Genomic DNA, 24,047 nt, shown 5'->3' with positions numbered 1-24,047 from the left:
GCGCCTTGCCCGCCGCCAGCCGCTTCCTCTACGCTGGCTAGGATTGCGGTCCAGGGATTGTCCCCGGCCAGACACGGGAAAAATCCATGCAGGGGACCAACCCATGAGCCTGAAGTTGCGACTCATCGCGATGAATTTCTTGCAGTACTTTGTCTGGGGCGCCTGGTTGATCACGATCGGCGCCTACTGGTTCCAGAATCGCCATTGGTCGGGCTCCGAGTTCGGCGCGATTTTCTCCACCATGGGCATCGCCTCGCTGTTCATGCCCTCGATCACAGGCGTGATTGCGGACAAGTGGATCCGCGCCGAGCGCCTCTACGGCACCCTGCACATCCTCGGTGCGGCCGTGCTGTGCATTGTGCCGATGATCGACAATCCCGAAACGCTGTTCTGGGTGATGTTGATCAACATGATGTGCTACATGCCGACCATCTCGCTGGCCATCACCGTGGCCTACAACGCACTCAAACAGGATGGCGTGGACGTGGTGCGTGTGTATCCGCCGATCCGCGTATGGGGCACGGTCGGTTTTATCGTTGCGATGTGGACGGTGAGCCTGCTGCATCTGGAAACGACCACCGGCCAGTTCTACGTGGCTGCCGTCGCTGCGCTGGTGCTTGGTCTTTACGCCTTCACCCTGCCGCCCTGCCCGCCGCGTTTGCGTGGCAAGGATCACCGCTCGTGGCTGGATGCGCTGGGCCTGACCTCGTTCGCCCTGTTCAAGCGCGGCAAGATGGCAATCTTCTTCATCTTCGCGATGCTGCTGGGCGCAGCGCTGCAGTTGACCAACGCCTATGGCGACACCTTCCTGCACGACTTCGCCCATGTCGATGCCTACAAGGGCCTGGTGGCGGTGCGTTATCCGGCCATCATCATGTCGATTTCGCAGGTGTCCGAAACGCTGTTCATCCTGGCGATTCCGTTCTTCCTGAAGCGCTTCGGCATCAAGACGGTGATGACGATCAGCATGCTGGCGTGGACCTTGCGCTTCGGCCTGTTTGCATACGGGGATCCCGGATCGGGCCTGTGGATGATCGTGCTGTCGTGCATCGTCTACGGCATGGCCTTCGACTTCTTCAATATCTCCGGCTCGCTGTTCGTGGAAGGCCAGAGTGATCCCGCCATCCGCGCCAGCGCCCAGGGTCTGTTCATGCTGATGACCAACGGCATCGGCGCCGTGCTCGGCAGCTCGCTCAGCGGCGTGATCATCGACAAGTACTTCACCCGCCCGGATCACTCGCTGGATTGGCACGGCATCTGGATCACCTTCGCCAGCTACTCGCTAGTGGTGGCGGTGCTGTTCCTGTTCCTGTTCCGACACAAGCACGAACCCGAGGCCCTGCAGGGCTTGCCCGCGCACTGACCCGCCTTCCGGCAGCCATCTGCATCCCGGGTTAAAATGGCTGGATGCAGATCGGACCCTACCGCATCGACCCGCCGGTGGTGCTAGCCCCTATGGCTGGCGTCACCGACAAACCATTCCGCTTGCTGTGCAAACAGCTGGGCGCAGGGCTTGCCGTGTCCGAAATGACTGCCTCCGATCCGCGCCTGTGGCAGACGCGCAAGTCACTCAAGCGCATGGATCACGAAGGCGAGCCTGAACCGGTGAGCGTGCAGATTGCCGGCTACGATCCGACGATGCTTGCGGAAGCCGCACGCTTCAACGTGGCCAATGGCGCGCAGATCATCGATATCAACATGGGATGCCCGGCCAAGAAGGTGTGCAACGTCTGGTCCGGCTCGGCGCTGTTGCAGGACGAGCCGCTGGTTGCACGTATCGTCAAGGCGGTGGTGGATGCGGTCGACGTACCGGTGACGTTGAAGATCCGTACCGGTTGGGATCGCCAGCACAAGAACGCTTTGACGATCGCGCGCATCGCCGAGGACAACGGCATTGCAGCACTCGCCGTGCATGGCCGCACGCGCGCAGACAAATACGAAGGCGAAGCGGAATACGACACCATCGCTGCGGTGAAAGCCTCGGTGCGGATTCCCGTGTTGGCCAACGGCGACATCGTCACGCCACAGCAAGCCAAGCGTGTTCTCGAACTCACTGGTGCCGATGCGGTGATGGTAGGGCGTGGCGCGCAGGGACGGCCGTGGATTTTTCGCGAGATATCGCACTACCTCGCAACGGGCGAATTGCTGCCAGAACCCTCACCGGCGGATGTTTCCGCGATCCTGCTCGGTCACCTCGAGCATCTCTATGCGTTCTACGGCGAGCTCGCCGGTGTGCGCATTGCCCGCAAGCATCTTGGCTGGTACGCAAAGGATCGGCCCGAAAACGCGTCGTTTCGTGATGTCGTCAATCGCGCCGATCATGCGCACGACCAGTTGCGCCTGACCCGCAGCTATTTCGAGACCCTGCAAAACGAGTGGTCGCTGGCTGCATAAACGGCGCAAACCCTTGCGCTGCGAATGCAGGCATCATCGATACCGTGCACTCCCTTACGTCATCGATGAATATCTTGTCTCGCCTCCATCACCGCCACGCGCTTTCGATCCGCATTGCGCTGATCACAGTTGCCCTGCTGCTTGGCGGTTGCCGCGCCACCCTTTTTGCCGGACTCAATGCCACCGACCACCAGGCGGGCATCACGGTGCCACCTAGCGTTGTGTTCGACGCGCAGCACCAACTCCAACTGGATATCTACCGACCACAGCATGCCGATCATGCGCCGATTGTGGTGTTCTTCTACGGTGGCAGTTGGACGCATGGCGAGCGTGCCTGGTATCGCTTTGTCGGCACGACACTCGCTGCGCACGGTGTCGTGACGGTGATTCCGGATTACCGCAAATATCCGCAGGTAAAAATGGATGGTTTTATGCAGGACGCCGCAAAAGCCGTTGCGTGGGTGCATCAGCATGCAACTGATATCGACGGAGCACCGAACGATATCTTTGTGATGGGACACTCTGCCGGCGGCCAGATCGGCGCCTTGCTGGTAACCGATCCCTCCTGGCTGGCGCCATACGGTTTACGTCCGACTGACATGGCCGGGTTTATCGGCTTGGCGGGCTGCTATGACTTCATGCCGATCCCGGCCAACGAAAAAGAGATGCTCGGCATGTTCGGCCACGATCAGGCATCGCAGGCGCGCGCCCAACCCGTGCGTTTCGTCAGTGGCCACGAGCCGCCGATGCTGCTGCTTCAGGGTGAAGCCGATCACGAGGTCGATCCGTCGAATGCCGTGTCGCTGACTCATGCATTACAGGCGAAGCATGACGACGTCACGCTGCGTCTGTATCCGGGTGTAAGCCACAATGCGCTAGTGTTCGCACTGTCGCGGCCGTTCCACAACGATGCCCCCACCCTGACGGATGTGCTGGCCTTCATCCGCAGCCATCGCCCATCCGGCGACGTCACAACCATGCCGTAAACGCCGCCTACACTCCTCGCCGGACAGGGACAGGAGTAAGGTGTGAAAGCCAAGACGCGTTCCACGCCCAGGTTCCCTTCCTGTCCGGCAGGCCCGGCATGAACAGCATTGCGACCGGCGATTTCCCGTATATCCACGGATTCTCCGCGGACGAGCAATCGCGGCTTATGCGCCAGGCGCGCATGTTCGAATCCACGTTGTTCAGCCACATCGACTACGGCGGTGCCACGCGTCTGCTGGAAGTGGGCTGCGGCGTGGGTGCACAGACTGAAATTCTGCTGCGCCGCTTTCCGGAGTTGCATGTCACCGGCGTCGACCGTTCGCCCACGCAGTTGGCCGCTGCCGAGCGCAATCTGGGCGCAACCGCCTGGTGCGAATCACGCTATACGCTTCGACAGGCCGACGCAACGGATCTGCCCTTTGCCGAACGCAGCTTCGACGCTGCTTATCTATGCTGGGTGCTAGAGCACATGCCCAGTCCCGCACGCGTGCTGAGTGAAGTTCGTCGCGTGCTCAGCCCCGGCGCCACGGTGTATGTCACCGAAGTACTGAACTCCTCCTTCTTCCTCGATCCCTACTCACCCAACCTGCTGCGCTACTGGATGGCCTTCAATGATCACCAGTACGACAGCGGTGGCGATCCGTTCGTCGGCGCCAAACTCGGCAACTTGCTGCTGGCCGGCGGCTATCGTGATGTGCAGACGGAAGTGAAGAATGTGCATCTGGACAACCGCCAACCGGGACGTCGCAAGCAGATGATCGAGTTCTGGCAGGAACTGCTGCTTTCCGCCGCCGATCAGTTGATCGCCGCCGGCAAGACCGATATCCCCACGGTGGAAGGCATGCGCAGCGAGTTGCAGGCGGTGCGTAACGACCCCAATGCGGTGTTCTTTTTTGCTTTTGTGCAGGCGCGGGCGACGGTGTACTAGACCGCCGTCGCGATCCTCCATCCGTCGTCCCGGCGGAGGCCGGGACCTAGCGACTTACGTGGGTGCTTGTTCAAAGCGAAAGACACTGGGTCCCGGTCTTCGCCGGGACGACGGGGTGGCGATATTCGCCCGATTGACCACAGCCATCCGTACGGCTATCGTTCGCTCGCTGAGGTCTTCATCTCTTCATCTTTATGAAGAGATGAAATTAAAAGGGAAGCCGGTTTGAATCCGGCGCTGCCCCGCAGCGGTGTGTGGAAACGACCTTCGCCATAGGCACTGGGTAAAGCCCCGGGAAGCGGCGAACAGTAGGCGGCGCGATGCCACGTCCACGAGCCCGAAGACCTGCCCCAGCCGAAGCCAGCCGTTCGCAACGGCGTGCTTCGTACGACCTGGGAACTCCGCGGGGAGACCCGGCGCAGCGCCGCTTTGCCGGTGCGGCGTCAGCCTGCCCGCGGTCCAACCAGTTCGCCCGCGGGGGCGAAGGTCGACGGTGCGCACTGGGCCTGGCTCACGGGCGCGCCTGCCTTCGTTCCTCTTTGCCATGACCGCAATGAGGAATACACATGACAAGCACCACCTATCTTGGCTTTCCACGTATCGGCCGTCGCCGCGAGCTGAAACGTGCGCTGGAAACCTACTGGCAAGACGGTAACGCCACGCCACTCCTGGACACAGCAAAGGCACTGAGGCGGCGACATTGGGAACTCGCCAGCGCGGCCGGCATACGCACCGTTGCCGTCAACGACTTCTCGCTCTACGACCACGTGCTCGACACGGCCGTGCTGTTCGATGCCGTGCCCGATCGCTATCGCACGTTGTTGCGTGAGAATCCACTGGCCGGTTACTTCGCGATGGCGCGCGGCAACCGCGAACTGCACGCGCTAGAGATGACCAAGTGGTTTGATACCAACTATCACTACATCGTGCCCGAACTTCGTGCTGGCCAACGCTTCCGGCTCAATGCCAACAAGCCGTTGGCCGAATGGCTGGAAGCGCGGGAATTGGGCATCGATGCGCGCCCTGTCCTACTCGGGCCGGTTTCGTTTCTGCTGCTGTCCAAAACGGTCGATGGCAGCGACACGCTCAACCTGCTCGACAGCTTGATCCCGGCATACATCGAACTGCTGGAACAGTTGGCCCAGGCAGGCGTAGCGTGGGTACAGCTGGACGAGCCTTGCCTGGTGCAGGACCTGGACGCCGCCACCAAGCACGCCTATGAGGCCGCTTACACCGCGCTGGCCATCGGAACGTCTCCCAAACGCCTACTTACCACTTATTTTGGCAGCCTCGGCGACAACCTGACGCTGGCAACCAGCCTGCCCGTGGATGGTTTGCACATCGACCTGGTACGCGCGCCGGAACAACTCGACAGCGTGTTGTCCGCCCTGCCAAAACAGCGCGTACTGAGCGCCGGCATCATCGATGGGCGCAACATCTGGCGCAGCGAACCGGCACGTGTGTTGCCACTGATTGAAAAAATCGCTGCCGCGCGCGGAACCGATGCGCTATGGCTCGCGCCATCCTGTTCGCTGCTGCACGTACCGATCGATGCATCACAGGAAACCGCGTTGCCAGCCGATCTGCGCAGCTGGCTCGCCTTCGCGCAGCAAAAGCTTGAAGAGATCCAACACTATGCCAAGGCCCTGGATGGCGACGCGACGGCCAAAGCTGCCTTGAACGAACAGTCCGCCCTGTTGACGGCGCGCAAGCGAGCGCATGGCGTTCAGCGTAACGAGGTTCGTGCACGTGCCAATACGCTGAGTCCTCAAGCCACGCAGCGACGCTCCAGCCTCGCGCATCGCCGTCGTGTGCAAGCCGAAGCGCTGGCCTTGCCGCCCTTGCCAACCACGACGATTGGATCGTTCCCGCAAACCGATATCCTCCGTCACGCGCGCGCCGATCACCGCGCCGAACGCATCGACAATCACACTTACGAAGCCGTGCTACGCGAAGAAATCGAGCGCGTCATCCGCTTCCAGGAACGCATCGGCCTCGACGTGCTGGTGCATGGCGAACCCGAACGCAACGACATGGTGGAATACTTCGGCGAACAGCTCGACGGCTTCGCCTTTACCCGTCACGGGTGGGTGCAGAGCTATGGCTCGCGCTGCGTGAAACCACCGATCATCTGGGGCGATGTCTCTCGACCGCAACCGATGACCGTAGCATGGTCGCGCTACGCGCAATCGCTGACCGACAAACCGGTCAAGGGCATGCTGACCGGACCAGTGACGGTGTTGCAGTGGTCGTTCGTACGCGATGACTTGTCGCGCGATCAGGTTTGCCTGCAACTGGCGCTCGCCTTGCGCGATGAAGTGCATGACCTGGAGAGCGCTGGTATCCGCGTGATCCAGATCGACGAACCCGCGCTGCGCGAAGGCTTGCCGATCCGGCACGCCGAACATGCACCTTATCTCGACTGGGCCGTGCGTTGTTTCCGCATCACCGCCGGTGGCACCAGCGATGGCACGCAGATTCACACACATATGTGCTACAGCGAATTCAACGACATCATCGAAGCCGTAGCCGCACTCGACGCGGATGTGATTTCGATCGAAAGCAGCCGTTCGCGCATGGAATTGCTGCAGGCTTTCGAGGATTTCCGCTATCCCGGCAGCATCGGCCCTGGTGTCTACGACATCCACTCACCGCGCGTACCGTCGCAACAGGAGATGGTCGATCTGCTGGAGCGCGCGTTGACTGTGCTTGAGCCAGGGCAGTTGTGGGTCAACCCGGACTGCGGGCTGAAGACGCGTGGCTGGAAGGAGACCGAGCCCGCGTTGGTCGCAATGGTCAACGCCGCCAGGGCGTTGCGGACGGCGATTGCCGCCAGCGGAGTTTGAACAGCCACAGGTCTCGGCCGACTCCACCGCAAGCCATTGACCAGGCTCGAAACGGCACCATGTAAAAATGCCCCTTCCCCTGCCTGAAGCAGGGGGAGGGATGCCGGCAACACCGCCTGAATCCGGCCTCACTGTCATGTGGATATGCCAGACTTGGCGATGAAAAAGTGGGCCGCTGCGTGTATCATGCGTAATTCCCTCTTCCATCTCTTTATCCGTAAAGAAGGATATAAGCCACGATGAGCAATTACCTCTTCACCTCCGAATCGGTCTCCGAAGGCCATCCGGACAAGGTCGCCGACCAGATTTCCGACGCCGTCCTCGACGCGATCATTGCGCAGGATCCGCGCGCGCGCGTGGCTTGCGAAACCATGGTGAAGACCGGTGTAGCGATTGTCGCCGGTGAAGTCACCACCAGCGCCTGGATCGACCTGGAAGCGCTGACCCGCAAGGTCATTGTCGATATCGGCTATGACTCCTCCGACGTCGGCTTCGACGGCGAGACCTGCGGCGTGCTGAACCTGATTGGCAAGCAGTCGCCGGACATCAACCAAGGTGTGGACCGCAAGAAGCCCGAAGAACAGGGCGCTGGCGACCAGGGCCTGATGTTCGGCTACGCCACCAACGAAACCAAGGACTTCATGCCGGCGGCGATCTATTACTCGCACCGCCTGGTCGAGCAGCAGGCCAAGGTCCGCAAGAAGAAGAATTCCCCGCTGCCGTGGCTGCGCCCGGACGCCAAGAGCCAGGTCACCCTGCGCTATGAAGACGGCGTCGCGACCGCGATCGACGCGGTGGTGCTGTCCACTCAGCATGATCCGGACGTGAAGCAGAAGGATCTGGTCGAAGCCGTGCGCGAGCACATCCTCAAGCCCGTGTTGCCGGCCAAGCTGCTGCACAAAGGCACCAAGTTCCACATCAACCCGACCGGCAAGTTCGTGATCGGCGGCCCGGTGGGCGACTGCGGCCTGACCGGTCGCAAGATCATCGTCGACACCTACGGCGGCTGGGCTCGTCACGGTGGTGGCGCGTTCTCGGGCAAGGATCCGTCCAAGGTGGACCGTTCGGCTGCCTACGCAGCCCGCTACGTGGCCAAGAACATCGTGGCCGCCGGCATCGCCGACCGCTGCGAAGTGCAGGTGAGCTACGCCATCGGCGTGGCTGAGCCGACATCCATCTCGGTCACCACCTTCGGCACCGGCAAGATCGCTGACGACAAGATCGAGAAGCTGATCCGCAAGCATTTCGACCTGCGTCCGTACGGCATCATCAAGATGCTGGATCTGATCCACCCGATGTACCAGCAGACCGCCAGCTACGGTCACTTCGGCCGCACCCCGTACGAAGTGAAGGGTCCGGACGGCAAGACCTTCACCGCGTTCTCCTGGGAGAAGACGGACAAGGCCGACGCCCTGCGCGCCGACGCCAAGCTGTAAACCTTCCGCTTACCGCGCTCCATCCAAAACCCCGCGGCAGGCCGCGGGGTTTTTGTTTATCTGCACCGCTTGGCAGCCAATGCCAAAAAATCCAGCGACCCGAACCGGACGCTATCGCTCGGTGGCCGTCTCAGATACAGCATGAAATTCAATCAAAAGTCCAAGATCGCCTTGGGTTGGCGCCAGAAAGGACGTACCTAACGCCCCACGGTAGCTTGCGAGCTCTTCTCCATATCCGCGTTCGATCCATCTTTTTGCCCTGTCGAAATCAGCAACACCTACGCTGATTCCCAGAACTTGAGGGCCACCCTTGCGCAACGCGTCAGCGGCAATCCCTGGGCCATCCGGCTGCAGGAAAAAGATGCGTTTCTGACCGACGGGCACCCCATATCCATGAGCCGATATCTGCGGGATTTGGATACGAGTTCCGCCCGTGAATCCCATCCGCTCGAACTGCTTCCGATCTGCATCGGCGTCTGAGGAAAGTATCCATAATGCTGACAATTCTTGTGCGCTGTTTGGATGCGTTCGCGCAACCTGATCATCCGAAACGCGAGTCGGCGTGACCTTGCCAGTTGCGTAGTCTATGAAGAACAGATTGCTCGAAAGCGGCTGGTGTTCGAAAGCGAAAAGACGCCAACGGGGAGGCATGGAAGGGCCTTCGCCATCTGGGTCCGTAGGCGAAGCTGAGAAGATGGCTGTCGGACTGAGGCCTTGTTGTAGTAAGAACGCTCGGGCCTGATCAAGCGCCCAGGAACGGAGCCCAAAGGTTCGAGAGCCTGAGCCGCCTCGCAATACAGCCTGATCTGCACGCATGCCAGGATCCATGTCCGGATGCGACGACGTGATGCCTTCCAGTTCGAGATAGCTGCCGTCAGACATCCGAACATAGCGATTCGCCACGCCACCGGGATCACGCCCCGGCCTTACCTGGAACCCGAGCTTGACCGCGATCACTGCGGTGACCTGATCGATGTCGCGTCCCCACAGCAGGATATGGTCGATCGAGCTTGTCTCTGCAGAGAGCTGCGTCGCGCCTGCAGTCTGGCCCAGGCCACTTATCCATATCAGTGCAGACCATAGAATGAGGGATCGCACAGCGGTATTACGCAACATGCCAGAGTCGCCGAGCTTCTTCCGCGATGACATCAGGGAATTCCTCCTGAAAGAACAGTTTCCCTTCCGGCACGCGGCGGATGCCTTGTGACCGTGGGAACGTACGGTCGAGATAATCGGCGTCAGCCTGAGCGAAGACCGTGTCGCTGGCCCCCCACACGATTCGAACCGGAGCCGTGCAGCGTCTGAGTGCTGCCTCGATACCGGCGAGCGGATTGGGTTCCAGTGCAAGGTGGAACGCTTCGTACTGCCGCTTGCGCAATGGCGAGCCGACGAGTGGCGTGACGTAGTACTCGATGCTCTCATCGGAGAAATGGGCGGAATCGTGATAGACGGCCGCACCGAATGTCGCTCGCGCCAGCGCTTTATCCGTAAGCCATTTGGCCGTTGCGTCCGCAAGCTTGCCAGCGCGCGCCATCTCGATAACCGGCTTGGCACCGGATGGCGGGCTGTCGGGTTCGACGTCGCAGTTGGTCAGAAGCAAGGTTCGAACGCGTTCGGGATAACGGACCGCGAACAGCTGCGCCACCGCGCCACCGCTATCACTGGCCACGATATCAGCCTTGGAAATCGCCAGCGAATCGAACAGTGCTACAAGCATGGCAACCTGGGAACTGGCCGCCAGCGACTGGTGCTCGGGGATCTGCGAATAACCCAGCCCCATGAAATCCGGGGCGATACATCGCCGATAAGGCGACAGCCGATCGATGGCGCTGCGCCATTGAAAGCCGTTGAGTGGCGCACCATGTAGAAATAACGCCGCATCGCCCGAGCCCCGCTCAACGTAAGCGATCCTGCCAAACGGAAGTTCGGCAAAACGCCGCATCGCGCGAAACGCAGCCGCATCCAAGGGTCCTGACGCATCGGCTCCCAAAACATAACGATGCGCATGCACGCGAGACATATGTGTGCTGACGACACCGGCTGCGAGTGCCATGCCGGCCGATTGCAAAAAATCCCTACGCCTCATCTCCAGTCTCCATCCCACAGGTCTGTATGTGTGGATATGCTGGCGTTGACGCTGGCGGCGCGCGCGCATATTCGGCCGATACCGAGCACGAATGGATGATTTTCGGCACATGCACAGGAAAAGCAGGGCGCGTAGAAGAAGGGCCATGACCGGCCGCCCTGCGTGCTATCCAAGCCCTCCTGCTGCGCTGTTGTCCGGCGCGGGCCAAGCTCGTTGGCCGCTGCTGGATACGCTTACGTCACCAGTTCCCGTCGGATTGTTCCAATCCCCGATCGACGATCGCCATGTTCTTTGCCTTCACTTGGGCGCCCCCGTTCCTGTCTCGTATCGTGCGGGCAACTACGAACGGCAAGGTGTTCGGATTCATGGCCAATTCTGCGTCGTACCGGCAGGTGCGAGCACTCGCTGGATCGTGTCGCGTCCTGCACGATCGCTCTTATTACGACTGACGCCTTCGCTCTTGCGAGACGCCGCAGAAGCGATGGGCCTGGGCACGCAGGGGGCCGAACTTGCGCCTTCGATTCATATCCGTGACCCGCACATCGAGCACATCGGCTGGATGATGCAGAGCGAAGATCGTGATGGGTATCCGGGCGGCCGACTATTCACGGACAGCCTCGCCTCTGCGCTTGCCGCGCGCCTTCTCGCTCTTCAATCACGTAAAGCAGCCTCAGCTTCCAAGACCAAGCGTGCGCTGCCGATGTGGCGACTGCAGCGAGTCATCGAATACATCGAGGCGCATCTCGATCAGGACCTCTCGCTTGCCGAACTCGCGGCGGTGGCGGGATACAGCTTGTCGCACTTCAAGGCGCTGTTTAAGCAAGCCGCCGGCATGCCGGTTCATCGTTTTGTCCTGGAGCGACGCATAGAGCGTGCACGCATACGGCTGGTCGAAGGGGGAATGAGCCTGACGGAAATCGCGCTGGAGGCAGGCTTCGCGCACCCCAGTCATATGGCCCGCTGCATGCGTCGCATGTGGGGACTCAGTCCCTCGCAAATTGCACATTCCTCTTGATGCGCCAACCGCCCCAGAGACCTCGCAGCGCGAGGCACACGGTCTTTAAGCGCTTGAAAAGGCCAATGACACTGATTGGCGCGCTATTGACCACGTCACAGGCAATGGTACGCAAGCGGCAGTCGCTCCGACCCCACGCGAGATGTCCACGCTTTATTCCAGGATCAGTACCGAAACCGGAGATTCAGATTAGTCGTGCTTGTCGGCTGAAGCCGCCAGCATCACTGGCTTCTTGCCCTTGTGATTGCGGTGCGCCAGGCGGGTGGCCCCTTGCTTGCTCTTGGTCGACTTGACCACTTGCGGTGGGCAGGTCTTGCCACGATGCGGCTTGCAGGTTGGCGCCGCGGCGTGAGCCCGACGATGGGTCACCGGCGCGTCCTCGGCGTCGGCCGTTTCGATCGGCGACAGCGCCGCCAGGACGCGGCGGGCGCGACCGCCAACGCCGGCTTGAGCCACCAGCGCGTCTGGCGTGGGACGGTGATCGAAACCGTCATCCAGCAGGCGGGCCATCAGGTTGTCGCGGGCCGAGGCAGAACGACCGCCCAGCACCACGGCAAACAGGCGATGCCCGTCCCGGACTGCAGTAGAAGCGAGATTGAAACCCGAGGCATCGGTAAAGCCGGTTTTCAGACCGTCCATGCCCGGGTAGCGGTCCATCAGGTTGTTATGGCCGCGGATCAGCTGGCCGCGGAACACGAATTCCTTGGTCGCGAAGTAATGCGAATACTGCGGAAAGTCGTGATAAAGCGCCATCGCCAGCTTGGCCATGTCGCGCGCCGTGCTCAGGTTGTTGGGATCCGGCAGGCCATTGGCATTGGCGAAATGGCTGGATGACATGCCGAGCAAGGCTGCCTGGGCATTCATCATGTCGGCGAAATGGCTTTCCGTGCCGCCTAGGCCTTCTGCCACTACGGTGGCAGCATCATTGGCGGACTTGGTGACCATGCCAAGGATGCAGTCGTTGACCGACACAGTCTGGCCTGCACGCAGGCCGAGCTTGGTCGGGGCACGCGAGGCGGCCCAGGTGGACACGGACAGATCCTGATCGACCTTCAGCTTGCCGTTCTGCAGCGCCTGGAAGGTCAGATAGAGGGTCATCATCTTGGTGAGCGACGCCGGGTAGTTCTGCTCATCGGCGTTGACGTTGCTCAGCACTTCGCCGGTAGCGGGATCGATAACGATCGCGGCGTAGCCAGCATGGGCCACACCACTGTAACCGCCGAAGCCAATGACAAGCATCGCCGCAAAAAGGCCCAGGAACCGTCCCAGCAAGCGCCGTGGCTGTATGGACTTGACGATGTTCACCACGGCCTCCTCACTCCCAAAACCGCGGTCTGCCCCCGCGTCGCGCAACCTTAATGCATCGCTATCGCAATTTCCAGAGGAAATACTTTAATCGGCCACGCTAAGTGCATGTTTTTGTAAATTTTAACACCCGAAAGGGGCGCAAGAACCTGTTATACCGCCGTGACGGCTGTCTGAATTATTTATCGACATACGGCCTCTTGTCTTTAGCCCCGACCCGAATCGCGGCTTTCGGCGGGCCAACCGGTAGAATAGAAACATGTCCCTGATACAACTCCAGCGTGTCGACTTCAGCGTCGGCGGCCCCCTCTTGCTTGAACATGTCGACCTCTCGATCGAGGCCAACGAGCGCGTGTGCATCGTTGGCCGCAACGGCGAGGGGAAATCCACTCTGATGAAGCTGATCGCCGGCGAACTGCACGCCGATGATGGCGAAGTGCGCGTACAGAACGGCGTCGTTGTCGCACGCATGGCGCAGGAGGTGCCACAAGCGACATCCGGCAGCGTATTCGATGTCGTCGCCGATGGCCTGGGTGATCTGGGTCACCTGCTTGCGCGCTATCACCATCTGCTCGCAGAAGGTGATATGGAAGCGCTCGGTGAAGTGCAAGACCAGATTGAAGCGCAGCATGGTTGGGATCTGGATCGCCGCGTCACTGACGTGCTGACCAAACTCGAACTGCCTGCCGATACGGATTTCGCCGCACTATCTGGCGGCATGAAGCGTCGCGTGCTGCTGGCACAGGCATTGGTGCGCAAACCCAATGTATTGCTGCTGGATGAGCCGACCAACCATCTCGATATCGAAGCGATCGATTGGCTAGAGGGTTTTCTCAAGCAGTTCGATGGCAGCATCATCTTCATCACGCATGACCGCAGTTTTCTGCGTGCGCTGGCGACACGTATTGTTGAAATCGATCGCGGCCAGCTGACCAGTTGGCCCGGCGATTACGACAACTATTTGCGGCGCCGCGAAGAACGCTTGCACGCGGAAGCACAAGCCAACGCGCTATTCGACAAGAAGCTGGCGCAGGAAGAAGTGTGGATTCGCCAAGGCATCAAGGCACGTCGCACGCGAAATGAAGGACGCGTGCGTGCATTGAAAGCGATGCGCCGCGAGCGCTCGGAACGCCGCGAACTGAGCGGAAACGCGAAGATGGCGTTGGCCAGCGCACAGGCATCGGGCAAGAAAGTCATCGAGTTGGAGCACGTGCATCAGGCCTACGCTGGCCGCGTACTGATCAACGATCTGAGCACCGCCATCATGCGCGGCGACCGGGTGGGCATCATCGGACCCAATGGCGCGGGCAAGAGCACGCTGCTCAAGATTCTGCTCGGCGAACTGAAGCCGCTACGTGGCGATGTCACCTTGGGCACCGGATTGCAGATCGCCTATTTCGATCAGCACCGTGCACAACTTAACGATAGTTTGAATGCACTGGACAACGTTGCCGAGGGTCGCGAGTACATCGAACTCAATGGCCAGCGTAAACACATCATCGGCTATCTGCAGGACTTCCTGTTTTCACCCGAGCGAGCACGCGCGCCCATCACCCGCCTTTCCGGCGGCGAGCGCAATCGTCTGCTGCTGGCAAAGCTGTTCGCGCAACCTTCCAACTTGCTGGTCATGGACGAACCAACCAACGATCTCGACGTCGAGACGCTGGAGCTACTGGAAGAATTGCTCACCGAATACAAGGGCACGTTGCTGCTGGTTTCGCATGACCGTGAATTCCTCGACAACGTGGTGTCGAGCACGCTGGTGCTGGAAGGCAACGGCGAGGTTGGCGAATACGTGGGCGGTTATAGCGACTGGCTGCGACAGAAGCCGGTCGCGCGACGGACGTCTGAAAGCGCCCCTGCTGTAGCGGAGCCAGTCAAATCGATTGCGGCGCCAGAGCCTGCCGCCAACAGCGACAAGCCAAAACGAAAACTCAACTACAAAGAAACGCGCGAGCTGGAGCAGCTGCCCGCACGCATCGAAAAACTCGAAGCCGATGTCGCGGCGCGTGCCGAAGCCATGAATGATCCGTCGTTCTATCAACAGGACAATGCTGCGATTCAGCTCGCGAACGACACGCTCGCCAAGGTGCAGGCGGAACTGGATCTGGCTTACGCGCGCTGGACGGAGTTGGAAGGCTAAGACGCATCGCCCCGGCCCGGATCGAGTCCGGAGCCGGGGCGGCGCTTAAGCGTTACTCAGTGGCCGTTTTTTCCGCCAGTCGCGTGCATCAGGCGGTCCGTCCAGGCGATGCCGATAGCGGAGAGGATAAAGACGACATGGATGATCGTCTGCCACATCACACCCGTCGGCGTGAGCGTGGCGCATTTGAGCATTGCGCCTGTACCGTCAGCCTGTGCGATCGTGGCAAGCATATCCGCCGAGCAGAAAGGCAAGCCATTCAACACGCCGGCAGCGATAAAGGTCTTCAGCAGATGAATGGAAGAGATGCCGATGATCGCCATCGCCAGCTTTACTTTCAGCACGGACGCATTCACGTGCGACAACCATTCGGGCTGATCCGGATGATTCTCCAACCCCAACCGTGACACGAACGTTTCATAACCACCCACGATCACCATGATCAGCAGGTTGGAAATCATCACCACATCGATCAGCCCAAGCACGATCAGCATGATGTCCTGTTCGCCCAAGCTCGGTGCTTCGTGAATCAGGTGCCACAGCTCTTTGGCAAACAGATAGACATAAACGCATTGCGCCACAATCAAACCGATGTACAACGGCAATTGCAGCCAGCGCGAACTGAAGATGAGGATCGGCAAGGGGCCGGGACGGGGCTGATGGGATTGCTCCATAAGTCATAACTCCTTGGGATTTCCATCAGCCTAGCGGCTCGGCAATAACGCAATCAAGCCAGTGGTCTCAGCCTGTATTCTGCAAACCCTGCGCCACGCCATTGACGCAGGCGACCAGCGCGTGCAGCACGTGCTCATCCGTGCGATCCGTCGCGCGCCAGCGTTGCAGCAGGTCCACTTGCAGCAAGCTCATGGGATCGACGTAAGGATTGCGCAGGCGAATCGACAAGGACAATCGTGGATCGTCGCGCAGCAGTTCCTGACTGTCTTTCAATCGCAATACCCAACGCCGGGTCCGCTCGAATTCATCGCGGATCAGCGTGAAGAACGTATCGTGCAGCGGGCCGGACAATTTTGAAAATGCTTCGGCGATATCCAGATCGCACTTGGCCAGCACCATTTCCACGTCGTCGAGCATGTTGGTGAAGAAGGACCAATCGCGCGCCATCTCTACGAGCACCGCCTCGCCAAGCTGTGCAGCAGCTTGCTCAAGCGCACTGCCCAACCCATACCAGCCGGTGATGATTGAGCGGCATTGCGTCCAGGCGAACACCCACGGGATGGCGCGCAGATCTTCCACGCCGCGCATGCTGCGTCGGCGCGATGGACGCGAGCCGAGCGCCATCTGCTCGATCACATCGATCGGCGTTGCGGCACGGAAATAATCGACAAAACCTTCATGATCCACCAGCGCGCGATAAGCGCGACGGCTCTCCGTCGCCAGTGCATTCATGTGCTCACGCCATTGCGCTTCGCGTGGCTCGTCTTCGCGCGGACGCAAGCTGGAGCGCAACACAGCGCTGACGGTCTGTTCGAGGTTGCGCAAAGCGAGGGCGCGAATACCGTACTTGCGATGGATCACCTCACCTTGCTCGGTTACACGCAGCACACCTGCCACCGAACCACGCGGCGAAGACATGAGCGCCGGCGTGATGCGTGCACCGCCGCGGCTGGCCGAACCGCCGCGTCCATGGAAGAACGCCAGGCGAATGCCGGCATCCTGTGCCACCTCGAGCAATTCCACCTGCGCACGCTGCAATCCCCAGCGCGAAGCGAGCGTACCGCCATCTTTGCCGCTATCGGAGTAACCCAGCATCACCCACTGGCGATCATCGCGTGCACGCAAATGAGTGCGATAGACCGGATCAGCAAGCAGCGCGCGCAAGGTATCCGGCGCATTCTTGAGATCATCGACCGTTTCGAACAACGGGGCGATATCCAACGCAACGACATTCTGCCCTTCGCGATCACCGGAAGCGAAGCCCCCGTGCCTTGCGAGAGCAAGCACCGCCAACACATCGGCCGCCGAGCGCGCCATGCTGATGATGTAGAGGCCAATGGCATCTTTGCCGTAATGGCCACGCGATTCATGCAGCGTGGCAAATACAGCTCGCAGGGATTCCGCTTGGGGATCATCCACCCGCGCCAACGCCTTGTCGCCACTGGCGTACTCGCGCAAGACCGTGATGCGTTCGGTGGGTGGGCGCTGCGTCCATGATTCATCACGCAACAAGGCACTGAGCGCATCGTCATGCACGCGCGAATCCTGGCGCACATCCAACCGCGCCATGTGGAAGCCAAACGTGCGCACCCGCCATATGAGTCGGCGTACAGCGTAAGCGCCGGCATTCAGGCCGCGATGATCGATCAAGCCGTGCACGATCAGCAGCAGGTCGTCGAGTAACTCATCCGCGGAGGCGTAACCTTCCGCATGCCCTTCTTCGAGCGTGGCTTCGAGGCGCGCACGCATCAGGGTAAGCAGGCAACGATAGGGCATGTCCGCGTGGCGCGGGCGAATCCTTGCTGCCGCGCGAGGAAACTGCTCGCGATAGAGTTCCAGGCGTTGCAGCAGCGCCGGGTCGAAATCGATGCGGTCGTCCGTCTGGCTCAGCAGACGCGCCAGACCCTCGATGTCGGCAATGTAATGCTCGAGCACGTGGGCACGCTGCGTCGCGAGACTGTTGGCAATGGTTTCGGCACCCACATTGGGATTGCCATCCATGTCGCCACCCACCCATGTGGCAAAGCTGAGCAGGCGCGGTAGCGGGACCGCCACGCCATATACCGTCTGCAAGGCATCCGTTAAAGCCTCATAGAAAGTGGGCACGATGCGGTAGATCGGGTTGGCCAAGTAGAAGCCAACATGGTGATGCTCGTCCTGCACGCTGGGGCGGATCGGCGATGCTTCCGCCGTCTGCCAGCCGGCCGACAAGGCCATGAAGATGCGGTCGTCGTCATCTTGGCGTTCCTGCGGCGTGCGGGTGGGATCGAAGTTATCGACCAACGCGCGGACGACGGCCTGTTCTTTCTCCAGCAGCGAGCGACGGATGGCTTCGGTCGGATGTGCGGTGAACACCGGTTCGACCTTGAGCTTGTACAGCCACTCAAGCAATTCGTCCGCGGCCACGCCCTGCTCTTTCAGTCGCTGCATCACATCAAGCAAGGATTCCGGCTGTGGCTTGCCGCCTTCGCGTTGGTAATCGCGGCGGCGGCGGATGCGGTGCACACGTTCGGCGGTGTTCACGGCTTGGAAGTAGGTGGCGAAGGCGCGGGCGAGCGCTTCGGCGGCTTCGGCGTCCAGCCCCGCCAACGATTCGGCCAGATCGTCCACCGCACGGCCTTCGCGGCGACGGCGTATGGAGGCGGTGCGGACCTGCTCGACCCGCTGATAGAAGCCGTCCCCGCCCTGCTCGGCCAGCATGCGTCCGACCATCGCTCCGAGGCGATGCACGTCCTCGCGTAGCGGGCCGTCGTGGGGCAGGAATTCAGGATCGCGACTGGCTTCCATGAGGCCTCCATTGGATGAGTCCCCTAGCCTAACCAATTTATGACGCATTGCAGCGTTCCAAGTCGTCATAAGCGACGATCTGTGGATAAAATGGGGGTCTTCGCCGAGGGGCGCTGCGACCGTGGATAGCACGGCCAGGCTCGGTGGATGCTTCGACTGCAACGGCGCTCATGACGCGAAAGCCCGCGTCAATCCGGCCATCGCCGGATTTCCCCAATGAGACTCGGAGACATCCCGAAATGAATGCTGTTACTCAAGATAAGTCTGCGCACGACTATAAGGTCCGCGACATCGCGCTGGCCGAGCTTGGCCGCCGCCGTATCCGCATGGCCGAAGAGGAAATGCCCGGCCTGATGCAAATCCGCGCGCGTTACGCGCAAAGCAAGCCGCTGAAGGGCGTGCGTCTGTCGGGCTCGCTGCACATGACCAAGGAAACGGCCGTGCTGATCGAGACGCTCAGCACGCTTGGCGCCTCGGTGCGCTGGGCCTCGTGCAACATCTTCTCGACTCAGGACGACTGCGCCGCCGCCATCGCCGCTGCGGGCATCCCGGTGTTCGCGTGGAAGGGCGAGACGCTGGAAGAATACTGGGACTGCACGCTGGATATGCTCACCCACCCGGGCATGAAGGGTCCGGAACTGATCGTGGATGACGGCGGCGACGCCACCTTGCTGATCCACAAGGGCGTGGAGATGGAAGACGGCGACAACTGGGTCAACACACCCGGCGCCAACCACGAAGAGCAGGTGATCAAGGATCTGCTCAAGCGCACCGCCAAAGAGCGCCCCGGCTTCTGGAAGAAAGTCGCCGCCGACTGGAAGGGCGTGTCCGAGGAAACCACCACCGGCGTGCATCGCCTCTATCAGATGATGGAAGCGGGCAAGCTGCTGGTGCCAGCGATCAACGTCAACGACTCGGTCACCAAGAGCAAGTTCGACAACCTGTACGGCTGCCGTGAATCGCTGGCCGACGGCATCAAGCGCGCCACCGACCTGATGGTGGCTGGCAAGGTCGCCGTGGTGTGCGGTTACGGTGATGTGGGCAAGGGTTGCGCGCATTCGCTGAAGGGTTTTGGCGCGCGCGTGATCGTCACCGAAATCGATCCGATCAATGCACTGCAGGCTGCGATGGAAGGCTTCCAGGTCACCACGTTGGAAGACACGCTCGGCATCGGCGACATCTACGTCACCACCACCGGCAACAAGGACATCATCACGCTGGAACACATGGCGGCGATGAAGAACAACGCGCTGGTCTGCAACATCGGCCACTTCGACAATGAGATCCAGATGGATCGCCTGAACGCCGCCAAGGACGTCACGCGCGAGAACATCAAGCCGCAGGTGGATCGCTACACCTTTGCCAAGAGCAACCACAGCATCTACATGCTGGCCGAAGGTCGTCTGGTGAACCTTGGTTGCGCGCACGGGCATCCGGCTTTCGTGATGTCCAACAGCTTCTCCAACCAGACGCTGGCGCAGCTCGACCTGTGGGCGAACAAGGACAAGTACCAGAAGACGGTGTATCGCCTGCCGAAGAAGCTGGACGAAGAAGTCGCTCGCCTGCACCTGGAGCAGATCGGCGTGAAGCTGACCAAGCTCACGCCGGAACAGGCCGCTTACATCGGCGTGCCGGTGGAAGGTCCGTACAAGCCGGAGCATTATCGTTATTGATGCATGCCCTTCTCCTCGATGACGAGAAGGGATGAGCGACTATTAACGATGTTTCGTATAAGGAAAAAGGGCGCTATAAGCGCCCTTTTTTCTTGGAGCAATTCAACCCGGTAGATATGCAGCCGGTACGTAATCGACACGCGAGACACCGCCAAACCAACGAAGCTTCAGATAGGCAGGCAGCCCCAGTAGAAGCGTCCAGCGACTGATGGCGTGAATATCGTTCTGCGCCACCTGCAATGCGTGTTGTTCTCCTGTATCGACAGCAACCTTCCCATCCGACCGCATCCAGCTCACCCGACCACGCATGCTTCCGGAACGTTGTCGTTGTGCCTGGATCAGCGTTTCGTACGGAAACATCACGTCACGATCGTGTGCGCGAAACAACCGTTCCTGCCAGGCGAACAACGACTGCAACTGCGGATGATGCGTAAAGTGAGGCACGATGCGAAGTGGTCGCAACAATGACGCAAGCGTCAGGTCCGCGGCAGTGAAACGTTTGCCGACCAGGAAACCATCGCGCTCAAGTTGTGCAGCGATCGGTATCAACTGCGCTTCCAGCGCCTCATAGACCCGATCTTTGCGATTGCGATGAAAGCGAAAACGAAGCGTGAGCATTGTGCCAAGCACAGGCGCAGCCAGTTCGCGCAGCACCGGCCGCGTGAACAGGCCGCCGCAGACATTGGGCATGAAAAGCGTCGAGAGAATGTTCGGGCACTCCATGATCACCTGCGTATAACCGAGCCGACGCGCGTGTAACCCGAGCGTAGAGTCGAGCCGCAGCATCCATTGCCACACCGCCTCGCGTTCGATGGGATCACTCGGGAACAGCGCATGCTCCGGATAAGTCTCATCGAGGTATCGAATGATCGGCGACGAATCGCTGATCGCCACGCCGGTAGCCGTGTCGTGAATCAACGGCACAGTTTGAGGGCAGTCGAAGCGCCGCATTTCCTTTTTGGTGAATGCAACGATATCGATGCCGCGCCACGGCAGACGCTTAAAATCCAGCGCCCAACGCACTTTTTCCACATAGTGCGACCAGTGCAATTTGTACAAGTCGATCATGGCGTTTCCTCCTTGGCCTGCATCTGGCAATGGAGGCGGCACGCGCTGGACACAAGTGGGAGGCGATGATCGCTAACCGGATTTGCCTGGCACAGCGCTTCGCACTTGCGCTATGGCATGACAAACAAAGAAGGGCGCATCGCTGCGCCCTTCCTTTACGCTTGATGAGCAACGGCGCTCAGACGGGTTCCAGCCAACCCCACTTGTCCTGGGTCTTGCCGTTGAACAAGCCAAAGTAGAGCTCTTGCAGCCGGCGCGTCACGCGCCCAGCTTTACCGTTACCGATCTGCTTACCATCGACTTCGCGAATCGGCGTGATCTCTGCCGCAGTACCGCACATCAAGATTTCATCGGCGAGATACAGATATTCGCGCGGAATATCGCGCTCCACCACTTCGATACCGTCTTCGCGGGCGAGCACCTTCAGCGTGTCGCGCGTGATGCCGGCGAGAATCGATGCGCTGGCCGGTGTGGTGTGCAGCACGCCATCGAATACCAGGAAGAGGTTTTCGCCCGCACCTTCGCTGAGCAAACCGCTCGCCGCCAACGCAATGCCTTCGCCGAAACCCAGGCGGCGCGCTTCACGTGCGATCAACTGTCCGGAAAGATAGTTGCCGCCGGCTTTTGCACCCGCAGGAATCGTGTTCGGCGCAAAACGCTGCCAGCTCGACACACATGCAGTAATGCCCACTTCCAGCGCTTCTGGCCCGAGGTACGGACCCATTGGCCAGCTCGCAACCGCCACGTCGATCGGTGTTTCCGCCGACAGACCGAAGCCACCCAGACCACGATAAGCCACCGGGCGCAGATAAGCCGCCGTGAAACCGTTCTTGCGAATCACATCGCGACACGCTGCTGCGATTTCGTCCTGCGAATACGGTAGCACCATGTCGTAGATCTTGGCCGACAGGTAGAGGCGCTTAAGGTGATCGGTCAAACGGAAAATCGCCGCGCCTTCCGGCGTGACATAGCTGCGTATCCCCTCAAACACGGATGAACCGTAATGCAGGGCGTGCGACATCACGTGGGCGGTGGCATCCTTCCACGGCGTGATGGCGCCGTTCTGCCAGATCCATTCAGGGTACTGCTGAGCCATGGGGAGTTCTCCGTTGGGGACTGCGCATGATACCGCCTGATGGCTTTGGTCGCCCGGAGATCGTAGACAGGCGCTCAGTTGTGGGGGTGCAACCAGAGGCATCCGGAATGATGGATCACGTCGAAACGCGTCTGCTCAGCCGCCCCACTGCCATCATCGGACTCCGTTTGCACCAGCAAAGCCTCACCATGCGCCGGCGCATCGTTGGACGATGGATCGCCCGTATTGTCATCAGATGCCGCTTCGCCCTCCACCGTGACACCGATAAGCGGACGCGCCATCAACTGGCTGAATACGCGGATGTCTGCGACGACGGCCTGCTGCCCGTCGCCGTTCCACAGCATGAGCCCGGCCAGGCGATTGGGATTGCGGTCCGCAAACGCATCCACCACCGCCTGCTTCAGATGTGCCATGTCCGAAGCGCAAAGCACCGGTGGCGGCTGAGCCTGAATCGGGGAAGCTGGCGCGGACGATGTAGAGGCCGGCGGCAACAGCGGCGATGCGTTCACGTCGGAACAAACGCGGTCCGTGAAAACCGGAATGCCGTTCGCCCCCATGCAACGATGGATATCACCCTGCGCGCTGGCAGTGGCGATCGGCAGGCATAGCAGCAGGAAAATCCATAGGCGCATCGAACCAGCATAGCCCGATGCACCGAGGTATTCAGCGCAACTGGTCAAGCACCGCGCGCGTCGCTTTTGAGCGGTTCAGCGTATAAAAATGCAGTCCCGGCGCACCGCCGTCCAACAGGCGGCGACACAGCTGCGCGACCACTTCCGCGCCCATCGCGCGGATGGATTCCACATCGTCGTAATAGGCCTGCATGCGCTTGGCGATCCAGCGCGGAATCTCCGCGCCACACGCGTCGGAGAAGCGCTTGAGCTGCGCGTAGTTGGAGATCGGCATGATCCCCGGCACCACCGGTACGGAAACACCCAGCTGGCGCACATCGTCGACAAAGCGGAAATACGCATCCGCGTTGAAGAAGTACTGCGTGATGGCACCATCTGCGCCGGCGTCGATCTTGGTCTTGAAGTGGCGCAGATCGGCCTGAACGTCTTCGGCCTGCGGATGCATTTCGGGATAAGCCGCCACTTCGATATGGAAATGATCGCCGCTGTACTCGCGGATAAAGCGCACCAATTCAGCGGCGTAGCGGAAATCACCGGGCGACGCCATGCCCGAGGGCAAGTCACCACGCAGTGCGACGATGCGGCGGTAACCGGAAGCGCGATAAGTGTCGAGCAGTTCGGCGATTTCCTTGCGGGTGCCGCCCATGCAGGACAGGTGCGGTGCCACATCCAACCCATGCTGCTGATGCAAACGCGCCACCGTCTCGCTGGTGTAGCTGAGTGTGGAACCGCCGGCGCCGAAGGTCACCGAGACGTATTCAGGCTTGAGCGCCTTCAGTTCCTTGGCGGCCCGATCGAGCTGGGCGCGTTGTTCGTCGGTCTTGGGAGGGAAGAATTCGAAGCTGATAGCCGGCATTGCACGGATCCTTGGCGGCGGGTCGGATAAGTATATATCTCTTATTCCGGATAAAGCGATATATGGCTCGCCCATATCTCACCACCACGGTTGATCATGGGCTCCGTCCCCGCCTCCAGG

General features: G+C 60.5%; 18 protein-coding genes and 2 riboswitches. Of the genes, 9 read left to right on the top strand and 9 right to left on the bottom strand.

What is annotated here, in order from left to right; translation table 11 throughout:
* Positions 1 to 103 precede the first annotated feature (103 nt).
* From ISN74_RS02320 to metK, 6 genes are all read left to right on the top strand, one after another.
* Positions 104 to 1,363, top strand: a complete 1,260-nt coding sequence (locus ISN74_RS02320; RefSeq protein WP_188796991.1) for a nucleoside permease — start codon at positions 104 to 106, stop codon at positions 1,361 to 1,363.
* 44 nt (positions 1,364 to 1,407) lie between these two features.
* The gene (gene dusB, locus ISN74_RS02315) at positions 1,408 to 2,394 is read left to right on the top strand and encodes a tRNA dihydrouridine synthase DusB (RefSeq protein ID WP_188796989.1); all 987 of its coding nucleotides are present in this window, start codon (positions 1,408 to 1,410) and stop codon (positions 2,392 to 2,394) included.
* A 74-nt stretch (positions 2,395 to 2,468) separates the two neighbouring features.
* Positions 2,469 to 3,380 (top strand): alpha/beta hydrolase, encoded by a 912-nt coding sequence (locus ISN74_RS02310; RefSeq protein WP_229678956.1) that lies wholly within the window; start codon positions 2,469 to 2,471, stop codon positions 3,378 to 3,380.
* A 98-nt stretch (positions 3,381 to 3,478) separates the two neighbouring features.
* Positions 3,479 to 4,309, top strand: coding sequence for a class I SAM-dependent methyltransferase (locus ISN74_RS02305; protein WP_188796985.1), 831 nt, complete (start codon positions 3,479 to 3,481; stop codon positions 4,307 to 4,309).
* A 155-nt stretch (positions 4,310 to 4,464) separates the two neighbouring features.
* Positions 4,465 to 4,676, top strand: a riboswitch (cobalamin riboswitch).
* Positions 4,677 to 4,875: 199 nt separating this feature from the next.
* Positions 4,876 to 7,155: a 5-methyltetrahydropteroyltriglutamate--homocysteine S-methyltransferase gene (metE, locus tag ISN74_RS02300; RefSeq protein ID WP_188796984.1), complete on the top strand. Its 2,280-nt coding sequence runs from the start codon at positions 4,876 to 4,878 to the stop codon at positions 7,153 to 7,155.
* 239 nt (positions 7,156 to 7,394) lie between these two features.
* A complete protein-coding gene (metK, locus tag ISN74_RS02295) occupies positions 7,395 to 8,591 on the top strand; it encodes a methionine adenosyltransferase (protein ID WP_188796981.1) in 1,197 nt (398 codons plus the stop codon).
* 111 nt (positions 8,592 to 8,702) lie between these two features.
* On the opposite strand, the gene ISN74_RS02290 is transcribed toward metK, so the two are convergent.
* Both ISN74_RS02290 and ISN74_RS02285 read right to left on the bottom strand, forming a co-directional pair.
* Entirely contained in the window at positions 8,703 to 9,707 is a 1,005-nt protein-coding gene (locus ISN74_RS02290) for a VOC family protein (protein ID WP_229678955.1), read from the bottom strand.
* Positions 9,697 to 10,644, bottom strand: a complete 948-nt coding sequence (locus ISN74_RS02285; protein ID WP_239004485.1) for an alpha/beta fold hydrolase — start codon at positions 10,642 to 10,644, stop codon at positions 9,697 to 9,699. Before ISN74_RS02285 ends, ISN74_RS02290 begins: the two co-directional genes overlap by 11 nt.
* A 514-nt stretch (positions 10,645 to 11,158) precedes the next feature.
* Between ISN74_RS02285 and ISN74_RS21065 the strand changes: the two genes are divergently transcribed.
* Positions 11,159 to 11,692, top strand: coding sequence for a helix-turn-helix domain-containing protein (locus tag ISN74_RS21065; RefSeq protein WP_229678954.1), 534 nt, complete (start codon positions 11,159 to 11,161; stop codon positions 11,690 to 11,692).
* 189 nt (positions 11,693 to 11,881) lie between these two features.
* Here the strand turns inward: ISN74_RS21065 and ISN74_RS02275 are convergent, their stop codons facing one another.
* Entirely contained in the window at positions 11,882 to 12,997 is a 1,116-nt protein-coding gene (locus ISN74_RS02275; protein ID WP_229678953.1) for a D-alanyl-D-alanine carboxypeptidase family protein, read from the bottom strand.
* Positions 12,998 to 13,256: 259 nt separating this feature from the next.
* On the opposite strand from ISN74_RS02275, the gene ISN74_RS02270 reads away from it, so the two are divergent.
* Positions 13,257 to 15,140, top strand: coding sequence for an ATP-binding cassette domain-containing protein (locus tag ISN74_RS02270; RefSeq protein ID WP_188796978.1), 1,884 nt, complete (start codon positions 13,257 to 13,259; stop codon positions 15,138 to 15,140).
* 56 nt (positions 15,141 to 15,196) lie between these two features.
* Here ISN74_RS02270 and ISN74_RS02265 read toward each other — a convergent pair whose 3' ends face one another.
* Entirely contained in the window at positions 15,197 to 15,814 is a 618-nt protein-coding gene (locus ISN74_RS02265) for a TIGR00645 family protein (RefSeq protein ID WP_188796976.1), read from the bottom strand.
* A 67-nt stretch (positions 15,815 to 15,881) separates the two neighbouring features.
* A complete protein-coding gene (gene ppc, locus ISN74_RS02260; RefSeq protein WP_188796973.1) occupies positions 15,882 to 18,602 on the bottom strand; it encodes a phosphoenolpyruvate carboxylase in 2,721 nt (906 codons plus the stop codon).
* A 99-nt stretch (positions 18,603 to 18,701) separates the two neighbouring features.
* Positions 18,702 to 18,779, top strand: a riboswitch (S-adenosyl-L-homocysteine riboswitch).
* 62 nt (positions 18,780 to 18,841) lie between these two features.
* On the opposite strand from ppc, the gene ahcY reads away from it, so the two are divergent.
* Positions 18,842 to 20,275, top strand: a complete 1,434-nt coding sequence (ahcY, locus tag ISN74_RS02255; RefSeq protein WP_188796972.1) for an adenosylhomocysteinase — start codon at positions 18,842 to 18,844, stop codon at positions 20,273 to 20,275.
* A 102-nt stretch (positions 20,276 to 20,377) separates the two neighbouring features.
* Here ahcY and ISN74_RS02250 read toward each other — a convergent pair whose 3' ends face one another.
* The 4 genes from ISN74_RS02250 to metF form a co-directional block, all read right to left on the bottom strand.
* On the bottom strand, positions 20,378 to 21,343 hold the full coding sequence (locus tag ISN74_RS02250) for a glutathione S-transferase family protein (RefSeq protein ID WP_188796970.1): 966 nt from the start codon (positions 21,341 to 21,343) through the stop codon (positions 20,378 to 20,380).
* Between the two features lie 178 nt (positions 21,344 to 21,521).
* Positions 21,522 to 22,439, bottom strand: a complete 918-nt coding sequence (locus ISN74_RS02245) for a branched-chain amino acid transaminase (RefSeq protein ID WP_188796968.1) — start codon at positions 22,437 to 22,439, stop codon at positions 21,522 to 21,524.
* Positions 22,440 to 22,513: 74 nt separating this feature from the next.
* Positions 22,514 to 23,119: a DUF4124 domain-containing protein gene (locus tag ISN74_RS02240; RefSeq protein WP_229678951.1), complete on the bottom strand. Its 606-nt coding sequence runs from the start codon at positions 23,117 to 23,119 to the stop codon at positions 22,514 to 22,516.
* Positions 23,103 to 23,927: a methylenetetrahydrofolate reductase [NAD(P)H] gene (gene metF, locus ISN74_RS02235; RefSeq protein WP_188796966.1), complete on the bottom strand. Its 825-nt coding sequence runs from the start codon at positions 23,925 to 23,927 to the stop codon at positions 23,103 to 23,105. Before metF ends, ISN74_RS02240 begins: the two co-directional genes overlap by 17 nt.
* Positions 23,928 to 24,047: the final 120 nt, after the last annotated feature.

This window comes from Dyella caseinilytica (assembly GCF_016865235.1).
Taxonomy (GTDB): domain Bacteria; phylum Pseudomonadota; class Gammaproteobacteria; order Xanthomonadales; family Rhodanobacteraceae; genus Dyella_B; species Dyella_B caseinilytica.
Note: the sequence above shows the minus strand (reverse complement) of the source record. Positions and strands in the feature narration are given on the sequence as shown.

Bases quoted from the DNA above. Each gene is read 5' to 3' on its own strand.
- metF (WP_188796966.1), bottom strand. From the start codon at position 23,927: ATGCCGGCTATCAGCTTCGAATTCTTCCCTCCCAAGACCGACGAACAA.
- ppc (WP_188796973.1), bottom strand. From the start codon at position 18,602: ATGGAAGCCAGTCGCGATCCTGAATTCCTGCCCCACGACGGCCCGCTA.
- ISN74_RS02265 (WP_188796976.1), bottom strand. From the start codon at position 15,814: ATGGAGCAATCCCATCAGCCCCGTCCCGGCCCCTTGCCGATCCTCATC.
- dusB (WP_188796989.1), top strand. From the start codon at position 1,408: ATGCAGATCGGACCCTACCGCATCGACCCGCCGGTGGTGCTAGCCCCT.
- ISN74_RS02270 (WP_188796978.1), top strand. From the start codon at position 13,257: ATGTCCCTGATACAACTCCAGCGTGTCGACTTCAGCGTCGGCGGCCCC.
- ISN74_RS21065 (WP_229678954.1), top strand. From the start codon at position 11,159: ATGGGCCTGGGCACGCAGGGGGCCGAACTTGCGCCTTCGATTCATATC.
- ISN74_RS02245 (WP_188796968.1), bottom strand. From the start codon at position 22,439: ATGGCTCAGCAGTACCCTGAATGGATCTGGCAGAACGGCGCCATCACG.
- ISN74_RS02320 (WP_188796991.1), top strand. From the start codon at position 104: ATGAGCCTGAAGTTGCGACTCATCGCGATGAATTTCTTGCAGTACTTT.
- ISN74_RS02250 (WP_188796970.1), bottom strand. From the start codon at position 21,343: ATGATCGACTTGTACAAATTGCACTGGTCGCACTATGTGGAAAAAGTG.
- ISN74_RS02285 (WP_239004485.1), bottom strand. From the start codon at position 10,644: ATGGCACTCGCAGCCGGTGTCGTCAGCACACATATGTCTCGCGTGCAT.
- metE (WP_188796984.1), top strand. From the start codon at position 4,876: ATGACAAGCACCACCTATCTTGGCTTTCCACGTATCGGCCGTCGCCGC.
- ahcY (WP_188796972.1), top strand. From the start codon at position 18,842: ATGAATGCTGTTACTCAAGATAAGTCTGCGCACGACTATAAGGTCCGC.
- metK (WP_188796981.1), top strand. From the start codon at position 7,395: ATGAGCAATTACCTCTTCACCTCCGAATCGGTCTCCGAAGGCCATCCG.
- ISN74_RS02305 (WP_188796985.1), top strand. From the start codon at position 3,479: ATGAACAGCATTGCGACCGGCGATTTCCCGTATATCCACGGATTCTCC.
- ISN74_RS02290 (WP_229678955.1), bottom strand. From the start codon at position 9,707: ATGTTGCGTAATACCGCTGTGCGATCCCTCATTCTATGGTCTGCACTG.